This window comes from Achromobacter sp. ISS7 (genome assembly GCF_056523125.1).
The window spans coordinates 1,288,780-1,315,185 of record NZ_JAWRZD010000001.1; the positions used below are offsets into that span (position 1 = coordinate 1,288,780).

Sequence of the window (26,406 nt, forward strand, 5' to 3'; positions counted from 1 at the left end):
CAAGGAAGGATATGAAACGCGGGCTCAGAATGCTGGCCGCCGCCGCCATCGCGGCGGGGGTGTTGACGGGGTGCGGGGGCGCCCGCTACCGGGACGTGGCGGCGAGCATTCCCGTCATGGTGCCGGATACCGGCCGGATCTACTTCTACCAGCCGCCGGCGCCGGGCAGCGTGCTGTCGAGCCAGCCGTACCTGCGGGTCAACGGTACCAAGGTGGGGCGTTCCAAGCCGGGCAGCTTCTTCTTCATCAACCGGCCGGCCGGAACCTATCGCGTCGACACGATGCGTGAAAACGAATTCGTGACCTTCGATCTGGCGCCGGGCCAGACGCGCTACGTGCGCCTGAGCATCGAGGGCGTGGGCGGCAATTCGTCCAGCGTCGGCACCCAGGCCATGCGCATGGAAGACTCGGAAACGCTGGCGGAGCAGGAAATGGCGCCGCTGAGGTACTGGGGCGCCGGCTCGCGCGAACGCGTGAAGCTGCGTCGCTGACCGCCGCGGGCGGCCGGGTTTGCCGATCAGGGCGCGCCAATGGCGCGCCCTGATCGTTTTCAGCCGCGGTCCAGGCCCACTTCCTGCAGCACCGTGGTCGAGATCTCCTCGATCGACTTGGTGGTGGTGGACAGCCACGAAATGCCCTCGCGGCGCATCATGCGCTCGGCCTCGGCCACTTCATAGCGGCACTGCTCCAGCTGCGCGTAGCGGCTGTTGGGGCGGCGCTCGTTGCGCACCTCGGACAGGCGCTCGGGCTGGATCGACAGGCCGAACAGCTTGGCGCGGTGCGGGGCGATGGTCGAGGGCAGGGTGCCGCGCTCGAAATCATCGGGCGTCAGGGGGAAGTTGGCGGCCTTGATGGCGTACTGCATGGCCAGGTACAGGCTGGTCGGGGTCTTGCCGCAGCGGGACACGCCCACCAGGATGACGTCGGCCTGGTCCAGCTGGTTGACGAACTGGCCGTCGTCGTGCGCCAGGCTGAAGTTGATGGCGTCGATCCGGTTGCGATACTTTTCCGAATTGGCCTGCATGTGCGAGCGGCCGATGGAGTGGCTGGATTTCAGCCCCAGCGCCTGCTCGATATGGCTGACGAAGGTGCCGAACAGGTCCAGGAAAATTCCGTTCGCCTGGCGAACACGAGCCAGGATGTCGGGATTGACCAGGGTGCTGAAGACAATCGGCGGCACGCCGGCTTCCAGGGCGCTGCGGTCGATGCGCATGGCCACTTCGGCGGCTTTTTCGAGCGTGTCGACAAACGGCAGCCGCACGGGCTTGAAATCGACTTCCTCGAACTGGGAAAGCACCGACTGGCTGAAGGTTTCCGCGGTGATGCCGGTGCTGTCGGAAACGATGTATACCGTGCGTACGATCGGGGTAGATGTCATATGTAAAAATTCCAACCAGGCGGATGGCCGGATGTGCTCCTCCGAGTACAATCAGGCCCCTATAAGTCACCCCAAGGGCGGTCCAAGGCCAGTTTGGTCAGCGCAGGCGGATCGACGAATTCCCGGCGGTAGCCGGCGTCGAATCTGCATTGACCAAACTCGCTTTCATTCCATTGTAAAAGGTGACTTCAATGTCGTACGTTGTTTTGTTCGAGCAGCTCCGCATGACGGACGTGGACTCGGTAGGAGGCAAGAACGCATCACTAGGCGAAATGATCAGCCAGCTGTCTGGCGCGGGTGTCCGCGTGCCGGGCGGCTTTGCCACGACCGCTGACGCCTTCCGCGACTTCCTCCAGGCCTCCGGTCTGGACAAGCGCATCGCCGAACGCCTGACCACGCTGAACCCCGAAGACGTGCGCGAGCTGGCCAACGCCGGCGCGCAGATCCGCCAATGGATCGTCGAGGCCCCGTTCTCGGCCGAATTCGAAGCCCAGATCCGCGACGCCTTCGCCAAGCTCGACGCTGATGGCAAGGGCTCGTTCGCCGTGCGCTCGTCGGCTACCGCCGAAGACCTGCCCGACGCTTCGTTCGCCGGCCAGCAGGAAACCTTCCTGAACGTCGTCGGCATCGATGACGTGCTGGACAAGATCCGCCACGTGTTCGCCTCGCTCTACAACGACCGCGCCATCTCCTACCGCGTGCACAAGGGCTACGCCCACGCCGATGTGGCCCTGTCGGCCGGCATCCAGCGCATGGTGCGTTCGGACAAGGGCAGCGCCGGCGTGATGTTCACCATCGACACCGAATCGGGCTTCCAGGACGTGGTGTTCATCACCTCGTCGTACGGCCTGGGCGAAACCGTGGTGCAGGGCGCCGTCAACCCCGACGAGTTCTACGTCTTCAAGCCCACGCTGGCCCAGGGCCATTTCCCGATCGTCGGCCGCCGCATCGGTTCCAAGCTGATCAAGATGGAATTCGACCCCGAGCGTCCGGAAGGCCGCGCCGTGCGCACGGTCGACGTGCCGGTGTCCGAGCGCAACCGCTACTCGCTGACCGACGACGAGGTCAACGAACTGGCGCGCTACGCCGTCATCATCGAGAAGCACTACGGCCGTCCGATGGACATCGAGTGGGGCCGCGACGGCGTCGACGGCAAGATCTACATCCTGCAGGCGCGCCCGGAAACGGTGAAGTCGCAGCAGGGCGCCAACGACGTGCAGCAGCGCTACCGCCTGAAGGCCACCGGCCAGGTCCTGATCACCGGCCGCGCCATTGGCCAGAAGATCGGTTCGGGTCCGGTGCGCGTGGTCGGCGACATCTCCGACATGGACAAGGTCCAGCCCGGCGACGTGCTGGTCACCGACATGACCGACCCCAACTGGGAACCCGTCATGAAGCGCGCTTCGGCGATCGTGACCAACCGTGGCGGCCGTACCTGCCACGCGGCCATCATCGCGCGCGAGCTCGGCATTCCGGCCGTGGTGGGTTGCGGCAACGCCACCGACCTGCTCAAGGAAGGCCAGGCCGTGACCGTGTCGTGCGCCGAGGGCGACGAAGGCCGCATCTATGACGGCCTGATCGAGACCGAGGTCGAGGAAGTGCGCCGCGGCGAAATGCCCGCCATCGACCTGAAGATCATGATGAACGTGGGCAACCCCCAGCTGGCGTTCGACTTCGCCCAGATCCCCAACGGCGGCGTCGGCCTGGCGCGCCTGGAATTCATCATCAACAACAACATCGGCATCCACCCGAAGGCGGTGCTGGACTACCCGAACGTCGATGGCGAACTGAAGAAGGCCGTGGAATCGGCCGCCCGCGGCCATGCCAGCCCGCGCGCCTTCTTCGTCGAGAAGATGGCCGAAGGCGTGGCCACCATCGCGGCGGCCTTCTACCCGAAGCCCGTGATCGTGCGCATGTCGGACTTCAAGTCCAACGAGTACCGCAAGCTGGTCGGCGGTTCGCGCTACGAGCCCGAGGAAGAGAACCCGATGCTGGGCTTCCGCGGCGCCTCGCGCTACATCGCCGACGACTTCGCCGAGTGCTTCCGCATGGAATGCGAAGCGCTCAAGAAGGTGCGCGATGACATGGGCCTGACCAACGTCGAGATCATGGTGCCGTTCGTGCGCACCCTGGGCCAGGCGGAAAAGGTGGTCAACCTGCTCGCCAAGCACGGCCTGGCGCGCGGCGAGAACGGCCTGAAGCTGATCATGATGTGCGAAGTGCCCTCCAACGCCATCCTGGCCGACGAGTTCCTGCAGTACTTCGACGGCTTCTCGATCGGTTCGAACGACATGACCCAGCTGACCCTGGGCCTGGACCGCGACTCCGGCATGGAACTGCTGGCGGCCGATTTCGACGAACGCGACGAGGCCGTAAAGTTCATGCTGCGCCGCGCGATCAAGGCTTGCCTGGCGGCCAACAAGTACGTCGGCATCTGCGGCCAGGGCCCCAGCGATCACCCAGACTTCGCGCAGTGGCTCAAGGATGAAGGCATCCTGTCGATGTCGCTGAACCCGGACACGGTGGTCGACACCTGGCAGCGCCTGGCGAAGCAGTAAGTCGCCCGCGTTGACGCAAACCCCCGCATTCGAAAGAAGCGGGGGTTTTTTCTTGGGGAGGCTTCGCGGCCGTCCAGCCGTTGTCTGCCGCGCCTAGCTTCGTGGCGCGGCGGGCGCGCCGCGACGCGTCTCGCCGGGCTGCGGCCGGCCTGGCCCGCGCCGCCTGGGCAGATACAGGTAGAGCCCCGTGACCAGCACGGCGATGGTCGCCAGGTCCAGCAAGGCCCAGATCAGCTTGAGCGGCAGGCCGGCGTAGTTGCCGAAATGCAGCGGCCGCGAGCCTTCCAGCAGCCACATGTACCAGGGCGGCGGGTCCGCGTCGAGCAGTGCGCCGTCGGCGATGCGCACCACGACCGGTTGCAGCAGGTGCCGCGTCAGCGGCGTGCGGCCCTGCATGAAGACGGTACAGGCGCCGTCGGACGAGAACAGCGAACCGGGCAGCGCCAGGAAGCTGACGTCGCGATCCGGCAGCGTGCGCCGGGCCAGGTCGACGGCGGCCTGCAGCGGCCTGGCGACCGGCGGACCGGGCGGCGGGGCGGCCAACTGCCGGCTGGCCGCATGCGCGCGCCAGGCGCCAAAGACGAACGAATCGAGGGTGTTGATCGCGCCGCTCAGTCCGACCACGGCCAACCAGACCAGCAGCACCATGCCCAGCAGATTGTGCAGGTCCAGCATGCGCAGCAGCCGCGAACGCCGCTTGCGCACGGTGCCGAACGGCGTCTTGCGCATGAAGCCGCCGTATAGCGCCACACCGGAAACCAGCGATACCAGCAGCAGCGCGCCCATGACGGCCAGGATCAGGCTGCCCGGCATGCCCAGCAGCATGTCGGTATGCAGCCGCAACAACAGCGCCATCGGCCCGCCGTGGCGCCAGTCCTTCTCGCTCCAGGCCTCGCCGGTGATCACGGGGCCGCGCGCATCGACCAGCGCGAAGGGCTTCTGGCCGGGCGCGCCCGGGCTCAGCCCGAAACGGTACTGGTGAGGTTCGTCCAGCCAGACGATGAAGCGGATGTCACGGCGCGGGTATTGCTCGCGCACCTGCGCGGCCATGGCATCCACGTCCCGTGGCGCGGCCGCCTGCCGCGCCGGCGGGACACTGGCGGGGGCGTCGAACCAGGCGTCGATCTCGTCATGGAAGATCAGCGGCAGCCCGGTCAGGCACAGCATCAGCAGGAACAGCGTGCATGCCAGGCTGGACCACGTATGGAGCCATCGCCAGGTGCGCAGGCGGGGCGGGGCGTCGGTGCTCATGCCGGGGCCGCCACGCTTACCAGCGGTAGGTTAGGGTGCCGATGACGGTGCGTCCGGCGCCGTAGAAGCACTTGGTCGCGGTGGCGCACGCCGACACGTATTCGCGATCGAACAGGTTGCTGGCGTTGATGCCGGCGGTGAGGCCCTTGAGCGAAGGGATGGCCTGCCCCAGGTCGTAGCGCACCGCGGCATCCACCACCGTGAAGGGCGATACCTTTAGCGTGTTGTCGGCGTTGGCATAGCTGCTGCCGACGTAGCGCACGCCGCCGCCCAGGCTCAGGCCGGCCAGCGGGCCGCTGTGGAAGGTGTAGTTGGCCCAGGCGTTGGCGCTGTGGCGCGAGACGTAGGTGGGGTGCTTGCCCTGCGCGGTGGTGCTGCGCGTGTTGACGTTGTCCATCAGGGTGTAGGACGCCAGCAGATCCAGGTTGCGCGTCAGGCTGGCCTTGCCTTCCAGTTCCAGGCCGCGCGAGCGCACCTCGCCCGTCTGGATGCTGTAGTTGGTGTTGGCCGGATCGGTCGTGAGTACGTTGCTCTGGGTGAGCTGGTAGACGGCGGCGCTGACGAAGGCGTCCTGGCCGGGCGGCTGGTACTTGATGCCGGCCTCGTATTGCTCGCCCTTGGTGGGCTTGAACAGATTGCCCTGGGCGTCGGCGTCGGCCACCGGCTGGAACGAACGCGAATAGCTGACGTAGGGGGCCACGCCATTGTCGAATTCGTAGACCGAGCCCAGGCGCCAGGTGAAGGCGCGGTCGGACTGGTTGGTGGCGTCGCCGTTGATCCGGTTGCGCCGGTCGTTGCCGGCCCAGTCCTGGCGGATGCCGCCCAGAACTGTCCATTGGCCCAGTTTCACCTGGTCCTGCGCGTACAGGCCCAACTGGTCCAGCGTCTGCTTGCTGCGCACGGTGATCGAGGGCGTGGCGATGGCGGCGGCGTAATCAGGCTGGTTGATTGACAGGGATGGCGCCGCGCCCATGCCCTGGTCTTCGCGATAACTCAGGCGCTGGTAGTCGATGCCGAACAGCGCGGTGTGCGCGAGGGCCCCCGTGTTGAAGCGGGCCTGGGCATGGTTGTCCGCGGTCACCGCGTCCATGTTGGCGTGATTGACGATGGCGCGCCGTGTCAGCAGCGGGTTGGCCGGATCGGCGGCGTTCAGCCCCGTGGTGTAGACGCTCTTGTAGTCCGTTTTCATCTGCATGTAGCGCAGGTTGGACTGCACCGACCAGACCTCGTCGATCCGATGATCCAGCAGATAGCCCAGGGCCGTCTGCGTGCGCTTGAATTCATCGAAGCGCGGCGAGCCGTCGAAGAAGTGGCGGCCGATGCGGCCGCCGCCGGGCAGGTCCTGGATGGTGCCCGCGGCCGGCAGGAAGCCGAAGTAGCCGCCATAGGGATCATGCTGGTACTGCGCCAGGAGCGTCAGCGAGGTGTCGGCGTTGGGGCGGAACGTGACCGCGGGCGCGATCGCCACGCGCTCGTCCTTCTGGTAGTCGATCTGGGTCTTGCCGGTGTGGGCAACGCCGGTCAGCCGGTAGAGCACCTTGCCGGCGTCGTCCACCGGGCCGCCGAAGTCGAAGGCGGCCTGCCCGAAGCTGTGGCTGCCCGCCTGCAGTTCGATCTCGTGCAGCGGCGTGGCGGTGGGCTTCTTGCTGACCAGGTTGATCAGGCCGCCCGGGGTGCCCTGGCCGAACAGCACGGATGACGGACCGCGCAGCACTTCGATGCGTTCCAGGTTGTAGGTGTCGATCTGCGGGATGGCGTAGTTCGTGCCCAGCAGGCGCATTCCGTCCAGATGGGCGTAGTCGTAGTTGATGCCGCCGCCAAAGCCGCGGTAGATCACCGTGTCGTAGCGCGAGCCGCCGGCGCCGCGGTATTCGGCGGTCAGGCCGGGCGTGTAGCGCAACGCCTGGCGCACGTTCTGCACCGCCTGGTCGTCCATCTGCTGGCGCGTCACCACCGAGATGGATTGCGGCGTCTCGATCAGCCGCGCGTCGGTCTTGGTGCCGGCGCCGGAGGTGTCGGCCACGTATCGGATGGTCTCGCTCGCGCCTTGCACCCGGATGGGGTCGAGCGTGGTGGCGTCGCTCGCGGCGGCGGGCAGCCGCGACACGATCAGGGTGTTGCCGCTGTGGCGCCAGCCCAGGCCCGAGCCGGCCAGCAGGCGCGTCAAGGCCTCATCGGGGGTATAGCTGCCGCGCAGCGCGGGGGCGGTCCGGTCGCGCGCGATGTCGCCGCTCATGACCAGTTGCAGGCCCGTGGAGGCGGTATAGGACAGCAGGGCGCTGGCCAGCGGCTGGCTGGGGATATCGAAGTGTTGGTGCGTGGCGGCGGGAGCGGCCTGCGCCCGCGCGGCGGGCTGGCCCGCGGTCCAGGCGGTGGCCGCGAGCAGGGCGGCCGCCAGGCGGCGCAGGTTATGGCGGCTGGTGTGCAGAGAGGCGCCAGCGCGGTGGCGTAGGGAATGGTGTTGTGCGGCCGACATATGCGGTTTGCCCTTGTTCGTGTTTCGATATCGCGACGGCGAATTGCGCGTCCTCCCCCTGTCAAACACCGGGCGGGCGAAAACTGATGATCGAAGCGGGCGGGCAGTTGGTAACTAAATGTGTTTCAGCGGTCAGCGCGCGTAGACCAGGGTGGCGTAGCCCGCCACGACGCGCAGCCGGATCGGGAAGGTTTCCGCCAGGCCGCGCAGGGCCTCTTGCGGATCCGCCGTGTGGAAGGCGGCCGTGACCGGCAGGGCGCCGACGCCCGCGTCCATCAGGAAGATGGGGCCGCGCTGGTAGCGTTGCAGCTCGGCCAGCACGGTGGCCAGCGGCACGTCGTTGAACACCAGGCGATCCTGGCGCCAGGCCAGCGCGGCCGCCTGGTCGAAGCGCGTGGGCGCGGCGCCGCCCGAGACGCCGTATCGCATCTGCCAGCCTGCCTCGAGGGTAACGGGCGGCGCATCGGGACGCGGCCGCACCGCGACCGCATGCTCGGTGACCGACACGGTGACGATGTCGTCCAGCAGCTTGACGTCGAATTGCGTGCCGAGCGCCGTGCTGATCCCCTGGCCGGCCCGCACGGAAAAGCGCCTCGAGGCGTCGGCGGCGACCTGGAAGTAGGCCTGGCCGCGATGCAGGGTCAATTGGCGTTGGTGGCTGTCGAAGTGGACCGACAAGGCGGTGTCGCTGCCCAGTTCCAGTGTGCTGCCGTCGGCGAGGACGATGCGGCGCCGTTCGCCGATGCTGGTGCGATAGTCCGCCAGCAGGTGCAGGCGCGATAACGCATACAGCGCGGGAACGGTCAAGGCGGCCGCCAGCACGCCCAGCATGGCGCGGCGACGGTGCATGCGGTCGACGGCGGGACGGACCGCGTCGAAGCGGTTCCACAGCGCCTGCGCCCGCGCATAGGCGGCGGGGTGGGCCGGATCCGCGTCCAGCCAGCCGGCGAACGCGCGGCGATCCTGTTCGGTGGCGTCCTCGTCGTTCAGCCGCGCGAGCCATTCGAGGGCGGCCAGATAAACCGGGTCCTGGGCGGGGGCGGCCATGGCTCAGGCGGACTCCAGCGCGGCATCCAGTTGCGCCATGGCGGCCACGACCTGCGAGATCACGGTATTGCGGCTGGTGCCCATGCGTTCGGCGATCTCGTCATAGGACAGGCCCTCGAGGCGCTTGAGCACGAAAGCCTGGCGCCGGCGTTCGGGCAGCGCCGCGATGGCTTGCAGCAGGCGCTCCAGCTCGCGCCGGTACATCACGATCATTTCCGGCGTGGGCCGGGGATCGGGGATGTGTTCGAGTTCCAGGCCGGTCAGTTCCATCTGCGCCCGCCGGCGCGCGTCGCGCAGGTGGTTCAGGGCGAGGTTGTGGGCCGCCCGGGTGATATAGCCGGCATTGACCTGGGTGGGCGGGGCGCCCACGCGCAGCAGGTTGGTGAAGGCCTGCTGCACGACGTCCTCGGCCGCGCCCTGGCTGCCCACGATGCGGCGCACGATGGCGCGCAGGCGCCGCACTTCGGCTTGGTAGAGGGCGGAGATGTCGCCAACGGGCACGTTCATGGAAAGCCGGCGGGCGGAAGGGCCCGGGTGAGAATCAGTCAAATACGATTGACAACGTTTCTCAATTATACCGGGGTTCCCTGCCGTGGCATGCGATGCCGGCCCGAGGCGGGCTGCGCCGCGCCCGCGGCCATGACGCGCTGCTGGCTTCAGGCCGCCTTGGCCTCGCGTTCGATCAGTTCGCGCTTGCGCTCGATGCCCCAGCGGTAGCCGGCCAGCGAGCCGTCGGTGCGCACCACGCGGTGGCAGGGGATCGCCAGCGCGATGTTGTTGGTGGCGCAGGCCCGCGCCACCGCGCGCACCGAACGCGGCGAGCCGATGCGTTCGGCGACGTCGGTGTAGGTGACCGTGGTGCCCACCGGGATCTCGCGCAGCGCCTCCCAGACGCGGCGCTGGAAGGCGGTGCCGCGCACGTCCAGCGGCAGGTGCAGGCCCACGGACGGGTTCTCGACGAAGCCGACCACCGCCGCCATCCATTGCTCGAACTCGTGGTCGGCGCCGATCAGCCGGGCCGCCTTGAAGCGGTCCTGCAGGTCGCGCACCAGTTGTTCGGGATCCTCGTGCAGCGCGATTTCGCAGATGCCGGTGTCGCTGGCCGCGACCAGCAGCGCGCCGAGCGCGCACTGGCCCACGGCGAAGCGGATCTCGACGCCTTCGCCGTCCTTGCGGAAGGCGGTGGGCGTCATGCCCAGGATGGCCGGCGCGGCCTCGTAGAAGCGGCCGCTGGAGTTGAAGCCGGCGCCGTACATGGCGTCGGTGACGCTGGCGCTCTGGCGCAGCTGCTGGCGGGCGCGGTCGGCGCGCAGCGCGTTGGCGTAGGCCTTGGGCGTGATGCCGGTGGCGGCCTTGAAGATGCGGTGGAAGTGGAAGCGGCTCATGCCGGCCTGTTCGGCCAGCGTGTTCAGATCGGGCGGCTGCTCGGCCTCCAGCGCCCGGCAGGCGCGTTCGACGGCGGCGGCGTGCTGTTTGCTCAAGGGGGCGGCGTGGGTCATGTCGGGCTCCAGGGGCGCGCCGGTTCGCGCGCTTTCGACAATGTTCTCAAAGGCCGGCCCGCGCCGCACTCCGGTTGTTGCCCGGGGCGGCGCGCGCCCCAGGCCGGGCCTCAGGCGGGCGCGTAGGCGTCCAGGAAGCGGCGCACCAGCTCGCCCGACACCGGGGTGGCGCGCACGTTGGCGGACAGGCCGGGCACGTCGAGATTCTCGGCGGCGTAGCGGCGGCCGAAGCGTTCCAGATGGGCGCGCACGAAATCAGGGCCGAATTCGGGGTGGAACTGGGTCGAGAAGATGTTGCGGCCGATGCGGATCATCTGGTGCGGGTCCAGGTCGGACCGCGCCAGCACGGCGGCGCCTGGCGGCAGCTGCAGCACGGTCTGCGCGTGCAGCATCTGGGCCGGGAAGGTGGGCGGCAGGTCCGCCAGCAGCCTGTCGCCGGCGGCGGCGGGCAGCAGCTCGACCGTCTGGGTGCCGACTTCGCGGCCGGCGGGGTTGTAGCCCACCTTGCCGCCCAGCGCGTGCGCCAGCAGCTGGTGGCCGTAGCAGATGCCGAACATCGGCAGGCCGGCCGCGGCGGCCTCGCGCAGCCAGGCGGCGGTGTCCTCGCTCCAGGGTTCCAGGTCGGAGACCATGGCGGGCGAGCCGGTGATCAGGGCGGCGCGGTACTGGTCCGGCGCGCGCGGGCGTTCGCCGGCGTGGACGGCCACGACCTCGAGGGCGTCCGGCGTCAGGCCGGAGGCCCGCGCCAGCTGTTCGGCATAGCCGCCGAACTGGCTTTTGAGCGTATCGTCCGGGTCGCCCGTGTGCAGGATGAGAACGGGACGGGCGGAGGAGATTGCAGCGGTCATTGGGGTGTGTGCGTGGAAAATGCCTGGGGCCGGGGACTTCAGCCAGCGCACATCATAATCCAGCCGATTGTCCGGGGTGGGCGGGGGTGTCACCGCGGCGTCATGGAAATACGTACAATCCGCTGACCGACTCATCCTTTCAGGCGAACGTAACTATGTGGATTTGGTTAGGGCTGGCCGCGCTGGCGCTCATTGGCGAACTGGCGACGGGAACCTTCTACTTGCTGCTGGTGGCGCTGGGATTGGCCGCGGGCGGCGTCGCCGCCTGGCTGCTGGCGGGCCTGGAATGGCAACTGGTGGCGTGCGGCGTCGTGCTGCTGCTGGGCCTGCTGGTGCTGCGCAAGACGCGCGTCCTGAAAAAGCGCGAGGTCGACGCCTCGCGCAACGCCGACGTCAACCTGGACATCGGCCAGACCGTCAAGGTGGAAGCCTGGAGCCAGGACGGCACCGCGCGCGTCTGGTACCGCGGCGCGCACTGGCAGGCGGAACTGGCCGAGGGGCAGCCTGCCCACGGCGGCGAACACATCATCACCGAAATGCGCGGCACGCGCCTGGTCCTGACTCCCAAGGGGGACGCGACCGGCGCCACGCGCTAGGGCGTGGCGGCGTGGAAGGCTTCGTGCCTTCGCGCGCCGGCCCGTTCCAAGGCAGGACCCGGACCCGCGCAGACGGGCCGGCCGCAGCAGGCGCCCTGGCTTTCGCGGGCAGGCGCGTCACCGCATTCACCCCAGAAGAGGCACCACACCATGATCGATAACTCCACCATCGTCCTGCTCGTCATCGTCGCGCTGGCGATCCTGATCGTCATCAGGGCGATCGCCATCGTCCCCCAGCAGCATGCCTGGGTGGTCGAGCGGCTGGGCAAGTTCGACCGCGTACTGTCGCCGGGCGCCGGCTTCGTGATCCCGTTCATCGAGCGCGTTTCCTACAAGCACTCGCTCAAGGAAATCCCGCTGGACGTGCCGAGCCAGGTCTGCATCACGCGCGACAACACCCAATTGCAGGTGGACGGCGTGCTGTACTTCCAGGTGACCGACCCGATGCGCGCCTCGTACGGCTCGTCCAACTACATCTCGGCCATCACGCAGCTGGCGCAGACCACGCTGCGCTCGGTGATCGGCAAGATGGAACTGGACCGCACCTTCGAGGAACGCGACGCCATCAACAGCACCATCGTGTCGTCGCTCGACGAGGCCGCGCTGAACTGGGGCGTGAAGGTGCTGCGCTATGAAATCAAGGACTTGACGCCGCCCAACGAGATCCTGCGCTCGATGCAGGCGCAGATCACCGCCGAGCGTGAAAAGCGCGCGCTGATCGCGGCCTCGGAAGGCCGTCGCCAGGAACAGATCAACATCGCCACCGGCGAACGTGAAGCCGCCATCGCCCGCTCGGAAGGCGAGAAGCAGGCCCAGATCAACCAGGCCCAGGGCGAGGCCGCGGCGGTGCTGGCGATCGCCGAAGCCACCGCCAAGGCCATTACGCAAGTGGCCGACGCGGTGCGCCAGCCCGGCGGCATGGAAGCCGTCAACCTGAAGGTGGCCGAGCGTTACGTCGAAGCCTTCGGCAACGTGGCCAAGGAAGGCAACACGCTGATCCTGCCGGCCAACCTGGCGGACGTGGGCGGCATGATCGCCTCGGCCATGACCATCGTGAAATCCACCCGCAACAGCTGAACCGCGCGCCGTGAGGCGCCCCGCCCATGATTGCTCCCGTGCATTTGCTGTCGATAGCAGTACTGACGGGAGTGCTGTCGCTGTGCGTGCTGGGATCCCTGGCGCGCAGCGGCATGGCGGGGATCCGCGAAACCATACGCGCCAACCTGCTCACGCTGTTGGCGTTTTTTTTATTCGGGCTACAGGCCACCGAGGCGCCGCGCTGGGTGTCGATCCTGCTGCCCAACATGCTGATCGGCCTGGCGCTGTGCGCCTATTACACCGGCCTGCGGCGCCTGCTGGGGCAGCGCCTGCCGCGCCACCTGATGGGCCTGGCCTGCGCCGCCGCCTGGCTGGTGCTGGTGGGCTACACCTACCTGGACAGCCAGGTCGCGCCGCGCATCGTGGCCATGTCGGCGCTGCAGATGGGCTTCATGTTCGCCGTGGCCGCGGCGGTGTGGCAGGGCCGGCCGGCCAACCGCTCGCGCTACAGCTATTACTTTGTCTGGTCGGTGGCGATGATCTCCGGCGTGACCTGCGCGCTGCGGGTGCTGGTGTTCGCCTCGGGCGTGGCCCATGCCGATTTCCTGCTGCAGCCGACCGCCTGGAACATCCTGTTCATGACGCTGGGCGTGCTGGCCATGCCGTGCCTGTCGCTGGGCACCATCATGATCATCCATGACCGCATGCTGGCCGACCGCGAACAGGAGGCCAGCACCGATTTCCTGACCGGGCTGATGTCGCGCAAGGCCTGGTGGCTGCAGGGCGAGCGCTACTGCGCCCAGGCCCTGCGCACGCGCCGGCCGCTGACGCTGATGGTGCTGGACATCGACCATTTCAAGCGCATCAACGACACCCACGGCCATGCCGCCGGCGACGCCGTGCTGCGCCATTTCGGCCTGCTGGCCACGGCCACGCTGCGGACCGGCGACCACGTGGGCCGGGTGGGGGGCGAGGAGTTCAGCGTGCTGTTCGCGGACATGCGCAGCGACGCGGTGATGGAGGTGGCGGACCGGCTGCTCGATTCGGTGCGGCGCACGCCGTGCGCGCATGGCGGCAGCACCATCGCCTATACCTTCAGCGCCGGGGTGGCGGACTGGCTGCCGGGCGAGAACCTGCAGGCCTTCTTCGAGCGCGCCGACCGCATGCTGTACACGGCCAAGCAGGCCGGCCGCAACCGGGTGGCGGGACCGGGCGTGAGCCTGGTCGAGCCGCCGCCGATGCAGGCGGCGGCCTGACGCCGCGCAGGGCGGTCAGCTGTCCTTGCGCGAGGCGCGGGTGTCGTGCTTCATGATGCGTTCCTTCTCGCGCTGCCAGTCCTTCTCGCGCGCCGTGTCGCGCTTGTCGAACAGCTTCTTGCCGCGACCCAGGGCGAAATCGAGCTTGATGCGGCCGTTCTTGTAGTGCAGGTTGAGCGGCACCAGGGTGTAGCCGCGCTGCTCGACCTTGCCGATCAGCTTGCTGATTTCCTCGGCCTTGAGCAGCAGCTTGCGGGTGCGCATGGCGTCCGGATGGATGTGGGTGGACGCAGTGGGCAGGGGGCTGACGTGCATGCCCAGCAGGTAAAGTTCGCCGTCGCGCACGATGACGTAGCTTTCCTTGAGCTGCACGCGGCCATCGCGGATCGCCTTGACTTCCCAGCCCTGGAGAACCAGGCCGGCTTCGTAGCGGTCTTCGATGAAATAGTCGTGCGTGGCCTTGCGGTTATCGATAATGCTCATCTTGTCGGGGCCAACCGGCCCATCTGTTCTTGGTTTTCCGCGCGGCGGTGTCGTTCAGGATGATCGGCGGGGCGTGTCGCGGCTGCATCCCGGGGGGTATTCGCCCGGGCGCGCCTGGGGGGATTCGTCCACGTCGGTCCGGCTGCCGTGCCGTATTTGCGCCTCGGTGGCGCAGTGCCGGTAAAATCCTATCATTCTAGCCATTTGCGATAGTCGATGCACAAAGTACAGCGATCCGTCCTGGTGCCCTACAGCGCCGCCCAGATGTTCGACCTGGTGGCCGACGTGGAAAAGTACCCCGAGTTCATGCCGTGGTGTGGCGGCGCCGAGGTGCAGAGCCGCGACGAGCACGGCATGCAGGCGTCCATCCTGATCAGTTTCGCGGGCATGAAGCAGCGTTTCTCCACGCGCAATCGGCACGTCTACCCCGACCGTATCGACCTCGAACTGGTCGATGGCCCCTTTTCCAGCCTGGTGGGGCACTGGGAGTTCCAGCCGCTGGCCGAGGATGCCTGCAAGGTGCTGTTCACCATGGAATACGCCTTTTCCAACCGCGCGCTGGAGATGGTGGTGGGGCCGGTGTTCAACCGCATCGCCACCAGCTTCATTGATTCCTTCACCAAGCGCGCGCAGGCCAAGTATGGCGAATGAGCCGTCCGCCGCCGGGCAGATCGAGGTCTCGGTCTGTTATGCCTTGTCCGCCCAGGTCTGGCTGCGCGAGTTGCGCCTGCCGGCCGGCGCGACCGTGGCTGATGCCCTGCGCGCCAGCGGCTTCGCCCAGGCCTTTCCGGTGGTCCAGCCGTGGGAGCGCGGCGTGGGCGTGTTCGGCCGCGCCGTCGAAGCCGCCACGCCGCTGGCCGACGGCGACCGCGTCGAGATCTACCGCGGCCTGAGCTTCGATCCCAAGGAATCGCGCCGCCGCCGCGCCGAGCACCGGCGCGCCAAGACCGCCCGCAACGGGCGGGTGCGACCGGCCGGGCTGCTGTAGCGGCCGGCCCCGGGCGCGCGCCGCCCGGGCGGGGCGGGCTGCCGCCACATTGTCATCATCAGGACAAATCACGCCGGCGCTTCCGGCGTAACATTGACGGCGCCGCACCCTTACGTTTACGTCAACGTCATGTCAAAATGACCTGGCTGACGTTCACGAGACGGCAGCAACGCCAACAGACAATACCGATGACATCAGGAGACAGGCTGTGGACTTGGAACTGACCGACGAGCAGCGCGCGTTCGCGCAGGCCGCGCGCGACTACGCCGAAGGCGAACTGGCGCCGCACGCGGCGCACTGGGACGCCGAGGGCATCTTCCCCAAAGAGGCGTTCGCGCGCGCCGGCGAGATGGGCTTCTGCGCCATCTACGCCAGCGAGGACATCGGCGGCCTGGGGCTGCCGCGCCTGGACGCCACCCTGGTGTTCGAGGAAATGGCCGCCGTCGACCCGTCGACCACCGCGTTCCTGACGATCCACAACATGGCCACCTGGATGGTCGGCAAATGGGGCCAGCCGGCTCTGCGCGAGGCCTGGGGGCCGTTGCTGGCCAGCGGCCAGAAGCTGGCCTCGTACTGCCTGACCGAGCCGGGCGCCGGCTCCGACGCCGCCTCGCTCTCGACCCGGGCGCAGCGCCAGGGCGACCACTACGTGCTCAACGGCGCCAAGGCCTTCATCTCGGGCGGCGGCGACACCGACCTGCTGGTGGTGATGGCGCGCAGCGGCGGCGAAGGCGCGAGCGGCATCAGCGCGTTTGCGGTCCCGGCCGACAGCGAGGGCATCAGCTACGGCCGCAAGGAAGAAAAAATGGGCTGGAACAGCCAGTCCACCCGTCCGATTGTGTTCGAGAACGTGCGCGTGCCGGCGGGCAACCTGCTGGGCGAGGAGGGCGAGGGCTTCAAGATCGCCATGAAGGGCCTGGACGGCGGCCGCATCAACATCGGCACCTGCTCGGTCGGCGCGGCCCAGGGCGCGCTGGACGCGGCCCGCCGCTACATGGACGAGCGGCGCCAGTTCAACCGCCGCCTGGCGGAATTCCAGGCGCTGCAGTTCAAGCTGGCCGACATGGCCACCCACCTGGTCGCGGCGCGCCAGATGGTGCGGCTGGCGGCCTGCAAGCTGGACGCGGGCGCGCCCGACGCGGCCACCTATTGCGCGATGGCCAAGCGCTTCGCCACCGACATGGGCTTCCAGATCTGCCTGGACGCCCAGCAGATCCACGGCGGCTATGGATACCTGCGGGACTATCCCTTGGAGCGTCTGGTGCGCGATACTCGCGTACATCAGATACTGGAGGGCACCAACGAGATCATGCGCGTGATCATTGCCCGCCAATTGTTGGAAAAAGGAGCCGACATAAGATGAATGCACCGGTGCTGTTCGAAGAAAGAGCCGCCGCCAACGGAATGCGCTTCGGGATCGCGACGCTGAATGCGCCGCAGACCCTGAACGGGCTGTCGCTGGAAATGGTCGACCTGCTGGCCGAGCGCCTGGACGCCTGGGCGCGTGACCCGGGCCTGGTGCTGGTGGTGCTGCAGGGCGCGGGCGACAAGGCCTTCTGCGCCGGCGGCGACCTGCACGGCCTGTACCGCAGCATGACCGAGAACGCCGGCAAGGGCGCCTGGGGCAATGCCTACGCGCGCCGCTTCTTCGAGCACGAATATCGCCTGGACTACCGCATCCACAGCTACCCCAAGCCGGTGCTGTGCTGGGGCCACGGCATCGTCATGGGCGGCGGCATCGGCCTGATGATGGGCGCCAGCCACCGCGTGGTCAGCGAGACCTCGCGCCTGGCGATGCCGGAGATCTCCATCGGCCTGTTCCCGGACGTGGGCGGCAGCTGGCTGTTGAACCGCATGCCGGGCCGCACCGGCGTGTTCCTGGCGCTGACGGGCGCGCAGGTCAACACGGCCGACGCTTTCTTCGCCGGGCTGGCGGATTTCCGCCTGAACCACGAAGACTGGCCCAAGCTGCTGGCCTCGCTGGAGGAACAGCCCTGGGCCGGCCAGGCCACGGGCGCCGCCGAGGACGCGATTCCGCCGCGCTCGATCAACGACGGCCTGCTGCGCCGCGCGCTGACGGCGCTCGAACCGCAGACGCCGCTGGAAGGCGGCAACCTGCGCCAGCATTCGTTCCTCATCAACAGCCTGTGCAGCGGCAACCGGCTGGACGATATCTGTGAAGAGCTGGCCACCCTGAAGGACCACGCCGATCCGTGGCTGGCGCGCGCCGCCGCCACCATGCTGGCCGCCTCGCCCGGCTCGCTGCGGCTGTCGTTCGCGCTGCAGCAGCGCATGCGGCTGCGTTCGCTGGACGACGTGTTCCGCGCCGAGTACATCGCCGCGCTGCATTGCACCGCGCACGGCGATTTCGCCGAAGGCATCCGCGCGCTGCTGATCGACAAGGACAAAAAGCCGCGCTGGAACCCCGCGGTGCTGGACATGGCCACCGAGGCCTGGGTGCAGAAGTTCTTCGATGAGCCCTGGCCCGAGGGCCAGCCGCATCCGCTGGACGACCTGGGCAAGGAAGGCCGCTGACGTCCGCCGCAGAGCGGGCCGGCATCGCGTCGCAACACTGATTTCACACCTACAGCAATAGCAACAGGAGACAGGACATCATGAGCAGTATCGCGTTTATCGGTTTGGGCAACATGGGTTCGCCCATGGCGCTGAATCTGGTCAAGGCCGGCCACAGCCTGACGGTCTTCGACCTGGTGCCGGCGGCGGTCAAGGTCTTGACCGATGCGGGCGCCAAGTCGGCGGCGTCGGCCGCCGAGGCGGTCAAGGGCGCCGAGGTGGTGATCTCGATGCTGCCGGCCAGCAAGCACGTCGAAGGCCTGTACCTGGACCAGGACCTGCTGGGCAAGATCCCGGCCAGCGCGCTCGTCATCGAGTGCAGCACCATCGCGCCGGACTCGGCCCGCAAGGTGGCCCAGGCGGCCGAGGTGCGCGGCATCGCCATGATCGACGCGCCGGTCTCGGGCGGCACCGGCGGCGCCGCCGCCGGCACGCTGACCTTCATCGTCGGCGGCCAGCCCGCCGCGCTGGAGCGGGCCCGCCCGGTGCTGGAAAAGATGGGCAAGAACATCTTCCACGCCGGCCCCGCGGGCGCTGGCCAGGTCGCCAAGATCTGCAACAACATGCTGCTCGGCATCCTCATGGCCGGCACCTCCGAGGCGCTGGCGCTGGGCGTGGCCAACGGCCTCGATCCCAAGGTGCTGTCGGACATCATCGCCAAGAGCTCGGGCCGCAACTGGGCCACCGAGCTGTACAACCCGTGGCCCGGCGTGATGGAGCATGCGCCGGCCTCCAAGGGCTACGCGGGCGGCTTCGGCGTCGACCTGATGCTCAAGGACCTGGGCCTGGCGGCCGAGGCGGCGCTGTCGGCGCGCGCCTCGATCCCGCTGGGCGAACTGGCGCGCAACCTGTATTCGCTACACAGCGCCGGCGGTTCCGGCCGCCTGGACTTCTCCAGCATCGTCAACCTGGTCAAGCGCGAACAGGACTGACATGGCCACGCCCGCCACTTGTGTCGATCCGGCCGGGCGGGTCCAGGCGAGCTTCGAGCGGCAGAGCATCATGCGGCTGCTCGGCGCCAGCCTGGACGTGGTCGAGCCGGGCAGGGTGGACATCGTCCTGCCGTACCGCGCGGACCTGTGCCAGCAGAACGGCTTCCTGCACGCCGGCATCTCCACCACCATCGCCGATTCGGCCGGCGGCTACGCCGCCTTCAGCCTGTTCCAGCCGGGCGAGGATGTGCTGACCTCGGAGTTCAAGATGAACTTCCTGGCGCCCGCCAAGGGCGAGCGCTACGTGGCCAGCGGCCGCGTGGTCAAACCCGGCAAGCGCCTGTCGATCTGCCAGGTCGAAGTCCACGCCTATGAGGGCGAACAGGCCACGCTTTGCGTGATAGGCTTGCTGACCGCGGTGCGCGTGACGCCGCGTTGATCCGCTTGCGGCGGTCGTCCGCCGCAAGCCTTGTCGCGCCTTGAACAGGTCTTCGGCAATGCCTTCCAAAGAACATCACCGGATTTTCCGCAGCAACTGGCTGCGCGCGGCCGTGCTCGGCGCCAACGACGGCATCGTCTCGACCGCCAGCCTCATCACCGGGGTGGCGGCGGCGCAGGCCGGCCACGCGGCGGTGCTGACCTCGGGCCTGGCCGGCCTGGTGGCCGGCGCGCTGTCGATGGCGGCGGGCGAATACGTCTCGGTACGGTCGCAGGCCGACACCGAGGCCGCCGACCTGCGGCTGGAGCAGCGCTCGCTCAAGCGCAACTCGGGCGAAGAGCTCGAGGAACTGGTCGAGATCTACGTCGGCCGCGGCCTGTCGCGCGACTTGGCCGAACAGGTCGCGCGGCAACTGACGCGCCATGATGCGCTCGATGCCCATGCCCGCGACGAGCTCGGCATCTCGATCCACAACCGCGCCCGGCCGGTGCAGGCGGCGGTGGCCTCGGCCGCCTCGTTCGCCGGCGGCGCCGCGCTGCCGCTGGTGGTGGCCGCGGTGGTGCCGGTGCCGCACCTGATCGGCTGGGTGATCGGCGCGTCGGTCGCCTGTCTGGCCTGTCTGGGGGCCCTGGCGGCAGGCGCCGGGGGCGCGCCCAAGGGGCCGGCGGCGCTGCGCGTGACGATATTGGGCGCGCTGGCGATGGCGGTGACGGCCGGCGTCGGCGCCTTGTTCGGCGCCGTGGTCTAGGCCCTGGCGGCATTCAATGGAGCCGCACGCAGGCTCCGGGAGTTCTGGTTCACATGCAATACGTTTTGATCAGCGCCTGTCTGTTGGGCCACCCCGTGCGTTACGACGGCCGTTCCGCGCCGCGCGACCACGAGGTGCTGGCCCGCTGGCGCGATGAGGGGCGGGTCGTGTCGGTTTGTCCGGAGGTGGCGGGCGGCATGCCGATCCCGCGGCCGCCGGCCGAGATCGAGCCGGGCGCCGATGCCGCCGCCGTGCTGGGCGGCCGCGCGCGGGTGATCGCGGTGTCGGGCGAGGACGCCACGGTGCCGTTCGTCCACGGTGCGCAGCTGGCGCTGGCCGCGGCGCGCGAACACGGCATCCGCATCGCGGTGCTCAAGGAGGGCAGTCCCTCCTGTGGCAGCGGCTATGTCTACGACGGCCATTTCTCGGGCCAGAAGCAGCCGGGCGTGGGCGTGACCGCGCAATTGCTGGGGGATGCCGGGGTGCGCGTGTTCAGCGAATGGCAATGGGCGGAAGCCGCCGCCTGGCTGGCGCGGCTGGAGGCGGGCGATGGGCTTTAACGTCGGCGATTGGCTGGTGCTGGTGGCCGTGGCGGCCGGCGTGCTGACGGCCTGGCGCCTGATCGCCGGCACCGGCCGTGGCCGGCTGCTGGCGCGAGCGGGCGCGGGGGTGTCGCTGGCGCTGTCGGCGTTCTTCTTCTGGCTCTGGTACGAGCAGTACCTGAGGTGGGATTTCAACGAACTGGGGCGCTACTACGATCCGGTCGACGGGGTCGTCTATACCGACAGCGGTTTCGTGTGGGTGCTGCCGGCCGTGCTGGCGCTGGCGGCGGGGGCGTTCTTCGCCTGGCGCGGCTGGGGCGGCCGCCGCGCGTGAGGCGCGCTTCGTTTTTCGGCGCCTGAAAAGCAGAAGGGAGGGCGTCCTCGCGGAACCCTCCCTTGATGAGACGCGGCGCCGGTCAGTTGGCGCGGTAGCCGCGGCTGTTCATGCACGAATCCAGCGCGTGGTTGTAGGTATCCACCATCACCTGCGTGGTCCATTGCGAAATGGTCGCCGGGTCGTAGCCGCTCTGGTTCATGGCCCAGCGCTGGCAGTCGGTCGAGGCGCTGGCCTGCGCCCGGTTGACCGGCGGGGCCGGCTCGTACTGCACCGGGGCGTACTGGGCCGGCGGGGCCTGGTAGACCGGGGGCGCGGCATAGACCGGGGGGGCTTCGTAGACGGGCGCCGCATACACCGGCGGACTGTAGTAGGCCACGCCCGGCGCGTAGACGCCGGTCTGCACGTAGCTGGGGCCGGAATTATTGGCCGCCAGGATCAGCCCGGTGGCCGCCAGCGCGACCGCGCCGCCAATCCACCAGCCATTGCCGCCGCCACCGCCGTGGTGGTGGTGATAACCGCCACGATACCCGCCCGCCAGCGCGGGAGAACTTGCCAAGGCCAGTGCCAGCGCGACGCCGACCATACGACCTGTAAACCGCTTCATGATCTTGCTCCTGAGCCGCCGGGCGTCCACGTGTTGCGGCGACCGGCGATGCCGTACTGTAACGCCGCGGCGACGCAATAGTTGTGTCAAGATTTACGAAGATTTCAAGTGATTTCAGGGGTTTGGGCGCGTCTCGCGCATGAACGGCGAGCCATTGGGGTTGTCGCAAGTTTGCGACGTGCCGGGCTTGAGGCGCACGACCGGCTTGGGGTCGAAGGCGTCGGCATTGCGGTCCTGGGTGGCGTAGGTCTCGTAGCCGGGCTTTTCCACGCACCAGTTCCAGAAGAAGATCTCGGCGCCGTGAATCGCCAGCACTTCGACGCGCCATTCGTGGCGCGCCTCGAAGCCGGCCTGGCCGTCGGCGCCGGTGCGCTGTTCGACGCGGAAGCGGTCATAGCCATACGGATAGGCGCCGGCGATCAGCACCACGCGGGCGTCGGCCACCGGCTGCCCGGCCTCGTCCTGAACGGTGATCGCCGCGCGCGGCTGCAGGGTCTTGTAAGTAGGGTAAGGTACACAGCCCGGCAGGGCCGACAGCAGCGCGGCAGCGCAGAAAGCGTGGAGCGGGCGCGACAATCGGGGCATAGGGTTTCTATGTATGCAGGAATGTATGGCAAAAAGACTGGAAGGATAGTATTTTCACGCGATGACGACGGCACTACCCCCATCTGTACCGCAGGAAAAGCGTTTGACGAAAGGTGAGCGCACCCGGTTGCAACTTCTGGAAGTCGCGGCGGCGGAGTTCGCCGAGCGCGGTTTCCAGCACACCCGGATCAGCGATATTGTCGCCCGCGCGGGCGTCACGCAACCTGTCTTTTACCAATATTTCGCCGGCAAGCAGGCGGCCTACGACGAGCTCGTGGGCATGTTCGCGCAGCGGTTGCGGCAGGAGGTCTGCCGGGCGCGCGGGTCCGACGACCAGCAGGACCTGCCGGTCGAGGTGCGCGTGCGCCGCGGCGTGAGTAACTGGCTGGGCATCCTGCAAGAGGATCCCAACCTGACCCGCATCGGCTTTTTCCAGGTCGACGCGGCCGAGGCGCTCAAGGACGAACTGGTCGAGATGATCTCCGAGAACGTGCGCATCGACCAGCGCGCCGGCGTGTTCCGCAAGGACATCCCGCCCGAGTGGCTGTCGCACGCGTTCATGGGGGTGATCGAGCGCTTCACGCGCCAGGAGCCCGACGCCGCGCAGCGCGAGGCCCTGGCCGATTTCATCACCGACATGTTCCTGGAAGGCGTGCGCCAGCGCTAGCCCGCGCCTATTCGACGCGGGCGCCGGACGCGGCCACCAGGCCGCTGGTGGCTTCCCAGTCCGCCTTCAGCAAGTCCTGGAATTGCGCCGGCGATTTGGCCTCGGCCTCCACGCCCAGCGCCGCCAGGCGCGCCTGCACCTTGGGATCGGCCAGCACGCCGTTGACGGCGGCGTTGATCCGGTCGCGTTCGGCCGGCGCGATGCCCGCCGGCGCCAGCAGCCCCAGCCACGAATCGAAGGCATAGCCGGGCAGGCCGCTCTCGGCCACGGTCGGCAGGTCCGGGGCGAAGCGCGAGCGCTGCTTGCCGGTGTAGGCCAGGAAGGTCACGCGCGGATCGTTGCGGTAGCCGGTGACGCCGATGGTGGCGGCGGTGACTGCCTGCACCCGGCCCGCCAGCAGCTCGGTGACGGCGTCGCCGGTGGACTTCATCGGAATGTGCTGCATCTGCGCGCCGGCGGCTGCCAGCAGCGAGGCCATGCCCAGGTGCGAGGCGCTGCCGTTGCCGGCCGAGGCGTAATCGTAGGCGCCGGGCTTGGCCTTGACGGCCTGGATGAATCCGGCGGTGTCGGTGACCTTCAGCGCCGACGACGCCAGCAGGATGTAGCCGGTGTTGCCCACGTAGGCGACGCCGGTGAAATCCTTGTAGGGGTCGTAGCTCAGGTTCTTGTACAGGTAGCCGGCGATGTGGTGGCTGGCGGCGGCCAGCACCAGCGTGTTGCCGTCGGGGGTGGCGCGCGCCACCTGCGCGGTGCCGACCGTGCCGCCGGCGCCGGCGCGGTTCTCGACCACGATCGAGGCGTCCAGCGCCCGCCCCAGTTCGTCGCTGATGGCGCGCGCGATGGTGTCCTGCACCGCGCCGGTGCCATATGGCACGACGATGCGGATGACGCGCGCGTCGGCCTGGGCCGCGCCGCTCCAGGCGGCCAGGGCCAGCAGGGCGGCGCCCAGGCGCGCGCGGGCAGGGCGGCGCGACGGCGAAGAGGCGCCGGCGGCGCGCGGGAGCGTGGACAGGAATGAAGCAGGCATGGGGTGGTAATGTCGTCGAGTGATGCGGGGCGTTGGACTCTACCGGCCGCGACGGCGCGCGCCAACGATTGATTCCCGCCATGCTTATTGCCCCTGGCGATATCGCGGCCGCGGCGCATGCGGCCGCGCGCGGATGGATATACTCGCAAGCGCCATTGGCCAACGACAAGACAAGGGAATGCAATGAACGCGCTCATGCAGCAGGCGATCCAGTTCGCCAACGACCACGAAACCGCCTGGGACCGCAGCGTCGACGGGGTCTTCGGGGTGCACCAGAACGATCCGCCGCCGTGGAACCGGCTGCTGGGTCCGATCCACGATCGCGGTCCGGTGTCGGGCGTGGTGGTGCGCGACGGCCAGACACTGGCGGCCTGGGGCGAGCCCGAGCGCGCCGACCTGACGTTCAGCGTGGCCAAGCTGTATCTGGCGATCCTGGCCGGCCTGGCGCACGACCGCGGCCTGCTGCCCGATGTCGACGAACCCGTCGGCAAGCGCGTGCCGGGCATCGGCTTCGACCAGGGCCAGAATGCGCAGATCACCTGGCGCCAGTTGCTGCAGCAGACCAGCGAATGGGAAGGCGAGCGTTTCGGCGTGTCCGACCAGGCCGACCGCTATCGCGCCGTCACCTTTGGCGTGCCGCCCGACGGCAAGAAGGGCGACGCGCGGCCGCTGCAGCGGCCCGGCACGTACTGGGAATACAACGACGTGCGTATCAACCAGTTGTCGTATGCCTTGCTGCACCTGTTCCGCAAGCCGCTGCCCGAGGTGTTCCGCGAAGCGGTCACGCGGCCGCTGGGCGCGAGCGAGAACTGGCAGTGGGTGGGCTACGACAACGCCTGGGTCGAGATCGATGGCCAGCGCATGCCGTCGGTGCCGGGCGGTTCGCACTGGGGCGGCGGCATGTCCATCAGCGCGCGCGACCAGGCGCTGATCGGCCAGATGCTGTTGAACCAGGGCCGCGCCGCCGATGGCCGCCAGGTGTTGTCGAGCGAATGGATCGCCGCCATGCGCGAACCGTGCGCGATCGCGCCGTATTACGGCTACCTGATCTGGCTGAATCACGAGGGACGGGTGTTTCCCAGCGTGCCGGCGTCGAGCTTTTTCGGCGTGGGCGCGGGCAGCTCGTTCACCTGGGTCGAGCCCGAGCGCAAACTGGTGGTGATCGTGCGCTGGCTCGATTCCGCGCATGCCGATGCGCTGTTCGGCAAGATCCTGGCGGCGGTGGACGCGCCGGCCGGCTGAGCCGGCCTTCTTGCTTTGCCACGCGCGGCGCCGGAGTCCCTGCGCGCCTCAGGGATTTTTCGCGGCGCGCCGGCATTCTTCTGGCAACATGGATGCTTTGCCCGCCGCGTCGCCGGCGGGCATGCCCCGCTTGCCCTTCCTGTACCGCCACGCCGCCGCCATGCGCGTCGGCGCACCCGCATCACGCCGACCAAGGACTCCCGCCATGAACTATCGCCGACTCGGATCAAGCAACCTGCGCGTATCGCCCCTCTGCCTGGGCACCATGATGTTCGGCGAACAGACGCCGGACGACGAAGCCGCGCGCATCGTCGCGTCGGCCCGCGACCACGGCCTGAATTTCATCGACACCGCCGACGTCTACAACGACGGCCGGTCCGAGGAAGTGGTGGGCAAGCTGCTGCAAGGGCAGCGCCACGACTGGGTGCTGGCCAGCAAGATCGGCAACGTGGTGGGCAAGGGCCCGAACCAGTCGCACTATTCGCGCCAATGGCTGATCCGCGGCGTCGAGCAGAGCCTGGCGCGCCTGGGCACGGATTTCCTCGACATCCTGTACCTGCACCGCGACTACCACGAGGAAAACCTGGAAGAGGCGCTGTGGGCGCTGGGCGACCTGATCCGCGCCGGCAAGCTGCGCAGCTTCGGGCTGTCGAATTTCCGCGGCTGGCGCATCGCCGAAACCCTGCGCCTGTGCGAAAAGCTGGGCGTGCCGCAGCCGGTGGTGTGCCAGCCGTACTACAACATGCTCAATCGCGGCCCCGAGGTCGAGATCCTGCCGGCCTGCAAGCACTACGGCCTGGGCGTGGTGCCGTACAGCCCGATCGCGCGTGGCGTGCTCACCGGCAAGTACCTGCCGGGCCAGGCGCCGGCGGCGGACACCCGCGCCGGGCGTGGCGACCGCCGCATCCTGGCCACCGAGTTCCGTGAAGAGTCGCTGCAGATCGCGCAGCGCCTGGTCGAGCACAGCGCGGCCCGCGGCGTGCAGCCGGGCCACTTCGCCACCGCGTGGGTATTGGCCAATCCGGTGGTCACCAGCGTCATCGCCGGTCCGCGCACGCTGGCGCAGATGGACGATTACTACGCCACGCTGGAAGTGAAGATCACGCCCGAGGACGAAGCCATCGTGGACGGCTGGGTCACGCCCGGCCACGCCTCGACCCACGGCTACAACGATCCCAACTATCCGTTCTACGGCCGCCCGGTGGCGACGGCCTGACGGGCAGGGCGGCGCGCCGCCCGCTCTCTCACAACGAACAGGCCCGCGCCATTGGCGCGGGCCTGTTCGTCATGG

Annotated in this window: 28 protein-coding genes; 17 read left to right on the forward strand and 11 right to left on the reverse strand. The window is 68.5% G+C overall.

Annotated features, from left to right (window positions below; translation table 11 throughout):
* Positions 1 to 11: 11 nt before the first annotated feature.
* On the forward strand, positions 12 to 491 hold the full coding sequence (locus tag AC1HFW_RS05970) for a DUF2846 domain-containing protein (RefSeq protein WP_104021526.1): 480 nt from the start codon (positions 12 to 14) through the stop codon (positions 489 to 491).
* Between the two features lie 59 nt (positions 492 to 550).
* On the opposite strand, the gene ppsR is transcribed toward AC1HFW_RS05970, so the two are convergent.
* Positions 551 to 1,378: a posphoenolpyruvate synthetase regulatory kinase/phosphorylase PpsR gene (gene ppsR / locus AC1HFW_RS05975; protein ID WP_006394509.1), complete on the reverse strand. Its 828-nt coding sequence runs from the start codon at positions 1,376 to 1,378 to the stop codon at positions 551 to 553.
* 191 nt (positions 1,379 to 1,569) lie between these two features.
* Here ppsR and ppsA point away from each other — a divergent pair, with 191 nt between their 5' ends.
* Positions 1,570 to 3,936: a phosphoenolpyruvate synthase gene (gene ppsA, locus AC1HFW_RS05980; RefSeq protein ID WP_006394510.1), complete on the forward strand. Its 2,367-nt coding sequence runs from the start codon at positions 1,570 to 1,572 to the stop codon at positions 3,934 to 3,936.
* Positions 3,937 to 4,029: 93 nt separating this feature from the next.
* Here the strand turns inward: ppsA and AC1HFW_RS05985 are convergent, their stop codons facing one another.
* The 6 genes from AC1HFW_RS05985 to AC1HFW_RS06010 form a co-directional block, all read right to left on the reverse strand.
* Complete coding sequence (locus tag AC1HFW_RS05985) at positions 4,030 to 5,187, reverse strand: PepSY-associated TM helix domain-containing protein (protein ID WP_479282230.1); 1,158 nt, start codon at positions 5,185 to 5,187, stop codon at positions 4,030 to 4,032.
* 16 nt (positions 5,188 to 5,203) lie between these two features.
* Entirely contained in the window at positions 5,204 to 7,663 is a 2,460-nt protein-coding gene (locus AC1HFW_RS05990) for a TonB-dependent siderophore receptor (RefSeq protein WP_479282231.1), read from the reverse strand.
* A 132-nt stretch (positions 7,664 to 7,795) separates the two neighbouring features.
* On the reverse strand, positions 7,796 to 8,710 hold the full coding sequence (locus AC1HFW_RS05995) for a FecR family protein (RefSeq protein WP_479282232.1): 915 nt from the start codon (positions 8,708 to 8,710) through the stop codon (positions 7,796 to 7,798).
* Between the two features lie 3 nt (positions 8,711 to 8,713).
* Entirely contained in the window at positions 8,714 to 9,217 is a 504-nt protein-coding gene (locus tag AC1HFW_RS06000) for an RNA polymerase sigma factor (RefSeq protein WP_479282233.1), read from the reverse strand.
* Between the two features lie 149 nt (positions 9,218 to 9,366).
* Positions 9,367 to 10,209: a bifunctional transcriptional activator/DNA repair enzyme AdaA gene (locus AC1HFW_RS06005; protein WP_241066910.1), complete on the reverse strand. Its 843-nt coding sequence runs from the start codon at positions 10,207 to 10,209 to the stop codon at positions 9,367 to 9,369.
* Between the two features lie 110 nt (positions 10,210 to 10,319).
* The gene (locus AC1HFW_RS06010; RefSeq protein WP_006394516.1) at positions 10,320 to 11,057 is read right to left on the reverse strand and encodes a glutamine amidotransferase; all 738 of its coding nucleotides are present in this window, start codon (positions 11,055 to 11,057) and stop codon (positions 10,320 to 10,322) included.
* A 155-nt stretch (positions 11,058 to 11,212) separates the two neighbouring features.
* On the opposite strand from AC1HFW_RS06010, the gene AC1HFW_RS06015 reads away from it, so the two are divergent.
* The 3 genes from AC1HFW_RS06015 (at position 11,213) to AC1HFW_RS06025 (ending at position 13,947) form a co-directional block, all read left to right on the forward strand.
* Positions 11,213 to 11,653 (forward strand): NfeD family protein, encoded by a 441-nt coding sequence (locus tag AC1HFW_RS06015; RefSeq protein WP_006394517.1) that lies wholly within the window; start codon positions 11,213 to 11,215, stop codon positions 11,651 to 11,653.
* Positions 11,654 to 11,803: 150 nt separating this feature from the next.
* Entirely contained in the window at positions 11,804 to 12,730 is a 927-nt protein-coding gene (locus AC1HFW_RS06020; protein WP_006394518.1) for an SPFH domain-containing protein, read from the forward strand.
* A gap of 26 nt (positions 12,731 to 12,756) precedes the next feature.
* On the forward strand, positions 12,757 to 13,947 hold the full coding sequence (locus tag AC1HFW_RS06025; protein WP_241066901.1) for a GGDEF domain-containing protein: 1,191 nt from the start codon (positions 12,757 to 12,759) through the stop codon (positions 13,945 to 13,947).
* Between the two features lie 15 nt (positions 13,948 to 13,962).
* Here the strand turns inward: AC1HFW_RS06025 and smpB are convergent, their stop codons facing one another.
* Positions 13,963 to 14,430, reverse strand: a complete 468-nt coding sequence (gene smpB / locus AC1HFW_RS06030; RefSeq protein WP_006394520.1) for an SsrA-binding protein SmpB — start codon at positions 14,428 to 14,430, stop codon at positions 13,963 to 13,965.
* Between the two features lie 216 nt (positions 14,431 to 14,646).
* Between smpB and AC1HFW_RS06035 the strand changes: the two genes are divergently transcribed.
* The 9 genes from AC1HFW_RS06035 (at position 14,647) to AC1HFW_RS06075 (ending at position 20,987) form a co-directional block, all read left to right on the forward strand.
* A complete protein-coding gene (locus tag AC1HFW_RS06035) occupies positions 14,647 to 15,081 on the forward strand; it encodes a type II toxin-antitoxin system RatA family toxin (RefSeq protein ID WP_006394521.1) in 435 nt (144 codons plus the stop codon).
* Positions 15,071 to 15,418, forward strand: a complete 348-nt coding sequence (locus AC1HFW_RS06040) for an RnfH family protein (protein ID WP_061071497.1) — start codon at positions 15,071 to 15,073, stop codon at positions 15,416 to 15,418. The genes AC1HFW_RS06035 and AC1HFW_RS06040 overlap by 11 nt, the downstream gene beginning before the upstream one ends.
* Positions 15,419 to 15,626: 208 nt before the next feature.
* The gene (locus tag AC1HFW_RS06045) at positions 15,627 to 16,781 is read left to right on the forward strand and encodes an acyl-CoA dehydrogenase family protein (protein ID WP_006394523.1); all 1,155 of its coding nucleotides are present in this window, start codon (positions 15,627 to 15,629) and stop codon (positions 16,779 to 16,781) included.
* Positions 16,778 to 17,953, forward strand: coding sequence for an enoyl-CoA hydratase/isomerase family protein (locus AC1HFW_RS06050; protein WP_061071496.1), 1,176 nt, complete (start codon positions 16,778 to 16,780; stop codon positions 17,951 to 17,953). Before AC1HFW_RS06045 ends, AC1HFW_RS06050 begins: the two co-directional genes overlap by 4 nt.
* An 80-nt stretch (positions 17,954 to 18,033) precedes the next feature.
* The gene (gene mmsB, locus AC1HFW_RS06055; protein ID WP_006394525.1) at positions 18,034 to 18,924 is read left to right on the forward strand and encodes a 3-hydroxyisobutyrate dehydrogenase; all 891 of its coding nucleotides are present in this window, start codon (positions 18,034 to 18,036) and stop codon (positions 18,922 to 18,924) included.
* A 1-nt stretch (position 18,925) separates the two neighbouring features.
* Positions 18,926 to 19,363, forward strand: coding sequence for a PaaI family thioesterase (locus tag AC1HFW_RS06060; RefSeq protein ID WP_061071495.1), 438 nt, complete (start codon positions 18,926 to 18,928; stop codon positions 19,361 to 19,363).
* A gap of 58 nt (positions 19,364 to 19,421) precedes the next feature.
* Positions 19,422 to 20,111 (forward strand): VIT1/CCC1 transporter family protein, encoded by a 690-nt coding sequence (locus AC1HFW_RS06065; RefSeq protein WP_006394527.1) that lies wholly within the window; start codon positions 19,422 to 19,424, stop codon positions 20,109 to 20,111.
* 53 nt (positions 20,112 to 20,164) lie between these two features.
* The gene (locus tag AC1HFW_RS06070) at positions 20,165 to 20,671 is read left to right on the forward strand and encodes a 2-thiouracil desulfurase family protein (protein ID WP_061071494.1); all 507 of its coding nucleotides are present in this window, start codon (positions 20,165 to 20,167) and stop codon (positions 20,669 to 20,671) included.
* On the forward strand, positions 20,661 to 20,987 hold the full coding sequence (locus AC1HFW_RS06075; protein WP_006394529.1) for a hypothetical protein: 327 nt from the start codon (positions 20,661 to 20,663) through the stop codon (positions 20,985 to 20,987). Before AC1HFW_RS06070 ends, AC1HFW_RS06075 begins: the two co-directional genes overlap by 11 nt.
* An 82-nt stretch (positions 20,988 to 21,069) precedes the next feature.
* On the opposite strand, the gene AC1HFW_RS06080 is transcribed toward AC1HFW_RS06075, so the two are convergent.
* Both AC1HFW_RS06080 and AC1HFW_RS06085 read right to left on the reverse strand, forming a co-directional pair.
* Positions 21,070 to 21,594 carry a hypothetical protein gene (locus tag AC1HFW_RS06080; RefSeq protein ID WP_116521697.1) on the reverse strand — a complete coding sequence of 175 codons (525 nt, stop codon included), beginning with the start codon at positions 21,592 to 21,594 and terminating at the stop codon, positions 21,070 to 21,072.
* A 114-nt stretch (positions 21,595 to 21,708) separates the two neighbouring features.
* Complete coding sequence (locus AC1HFW_RS06085) at positions 21,709 to 22,179, reverse strand: carboxypeptidase regulatory-like domain-containing protein (protein WP_479282239.1); 471 nt, start codon at positions 22,177 to 22,179, stop codon at positions 21,709 to 21,711.
* 103 nt (positions 22,180 to 22,282) lie between these two features.
* Here AC1HFW_RS06085 and AC1HFW_RS06090 point away from each other — a divergent pair, with 103 nt between their 5' ends.
* Positions 22,283 to 22,846, forward strand: a complete 564-nt coding sequence (locus AC1HFW_RS06090; RefSeq protein WP_225856664.1) for a TetR/AcrR family transcriptional regulator — start codon at positions 22,283 to 22,285, stop codon at positions 22,844 to 22,846.
* Between the two features lie 7 nt (positions 22,847 to 22,853).
* Here AC1HFW_RS06090 and AC1HFW_RS06095 read toward each other — a convergent pair whose 3' ends face one another.
* On the reverse strand, positions 22,854 to 23,873 hold the full coding sequence (locus tag AC1HFW_RS06095) for a tripartite tricarboxylate transporter substrate-binding protein (RefSeq protein WP_479282241.1): 1,020 nt from the start codon (positions 23,871 to 23,873) through the stop codon (positions 22,854 to 22,856).
* A gap of 183 nt (positions 23,874 to 24,056) precedes the next feature.
* On the opposite strand from AC1HFW_RS06095, the gene AC1HFW_RS06100 reads away from it, so the two are divergent.
* The gene (locus tag AC1HFW_RS06100) at positions 24,057 to 25,115 is read left to right on the forward strand and encodes a serine hydrolase domain-containing protein (protein ID WP_006394535.1); all 1,059 of its coding nucleotides are present in this window, start codon (positions 24,057 to 24,059) and stop codon (positions 25,113 to 25,115) included.
* Positions 25,116 to 25,320: 205 nt separating this feature from the next.
* Positions 25,321 to 26,331 (forward strand): aldo/keto reductase, encoded by a 1,011-nt coding sequence (locus AC1HFW_RS06105; protein ID WP_479282243.1) that lies wholly within the window; start codon positions 25,321 to 25,323, stop codon positions 26,329 to 26,331.
* The last annotated feature ends 75 nt before the right edge of the window (positions 26,332 to 26,406 follow it).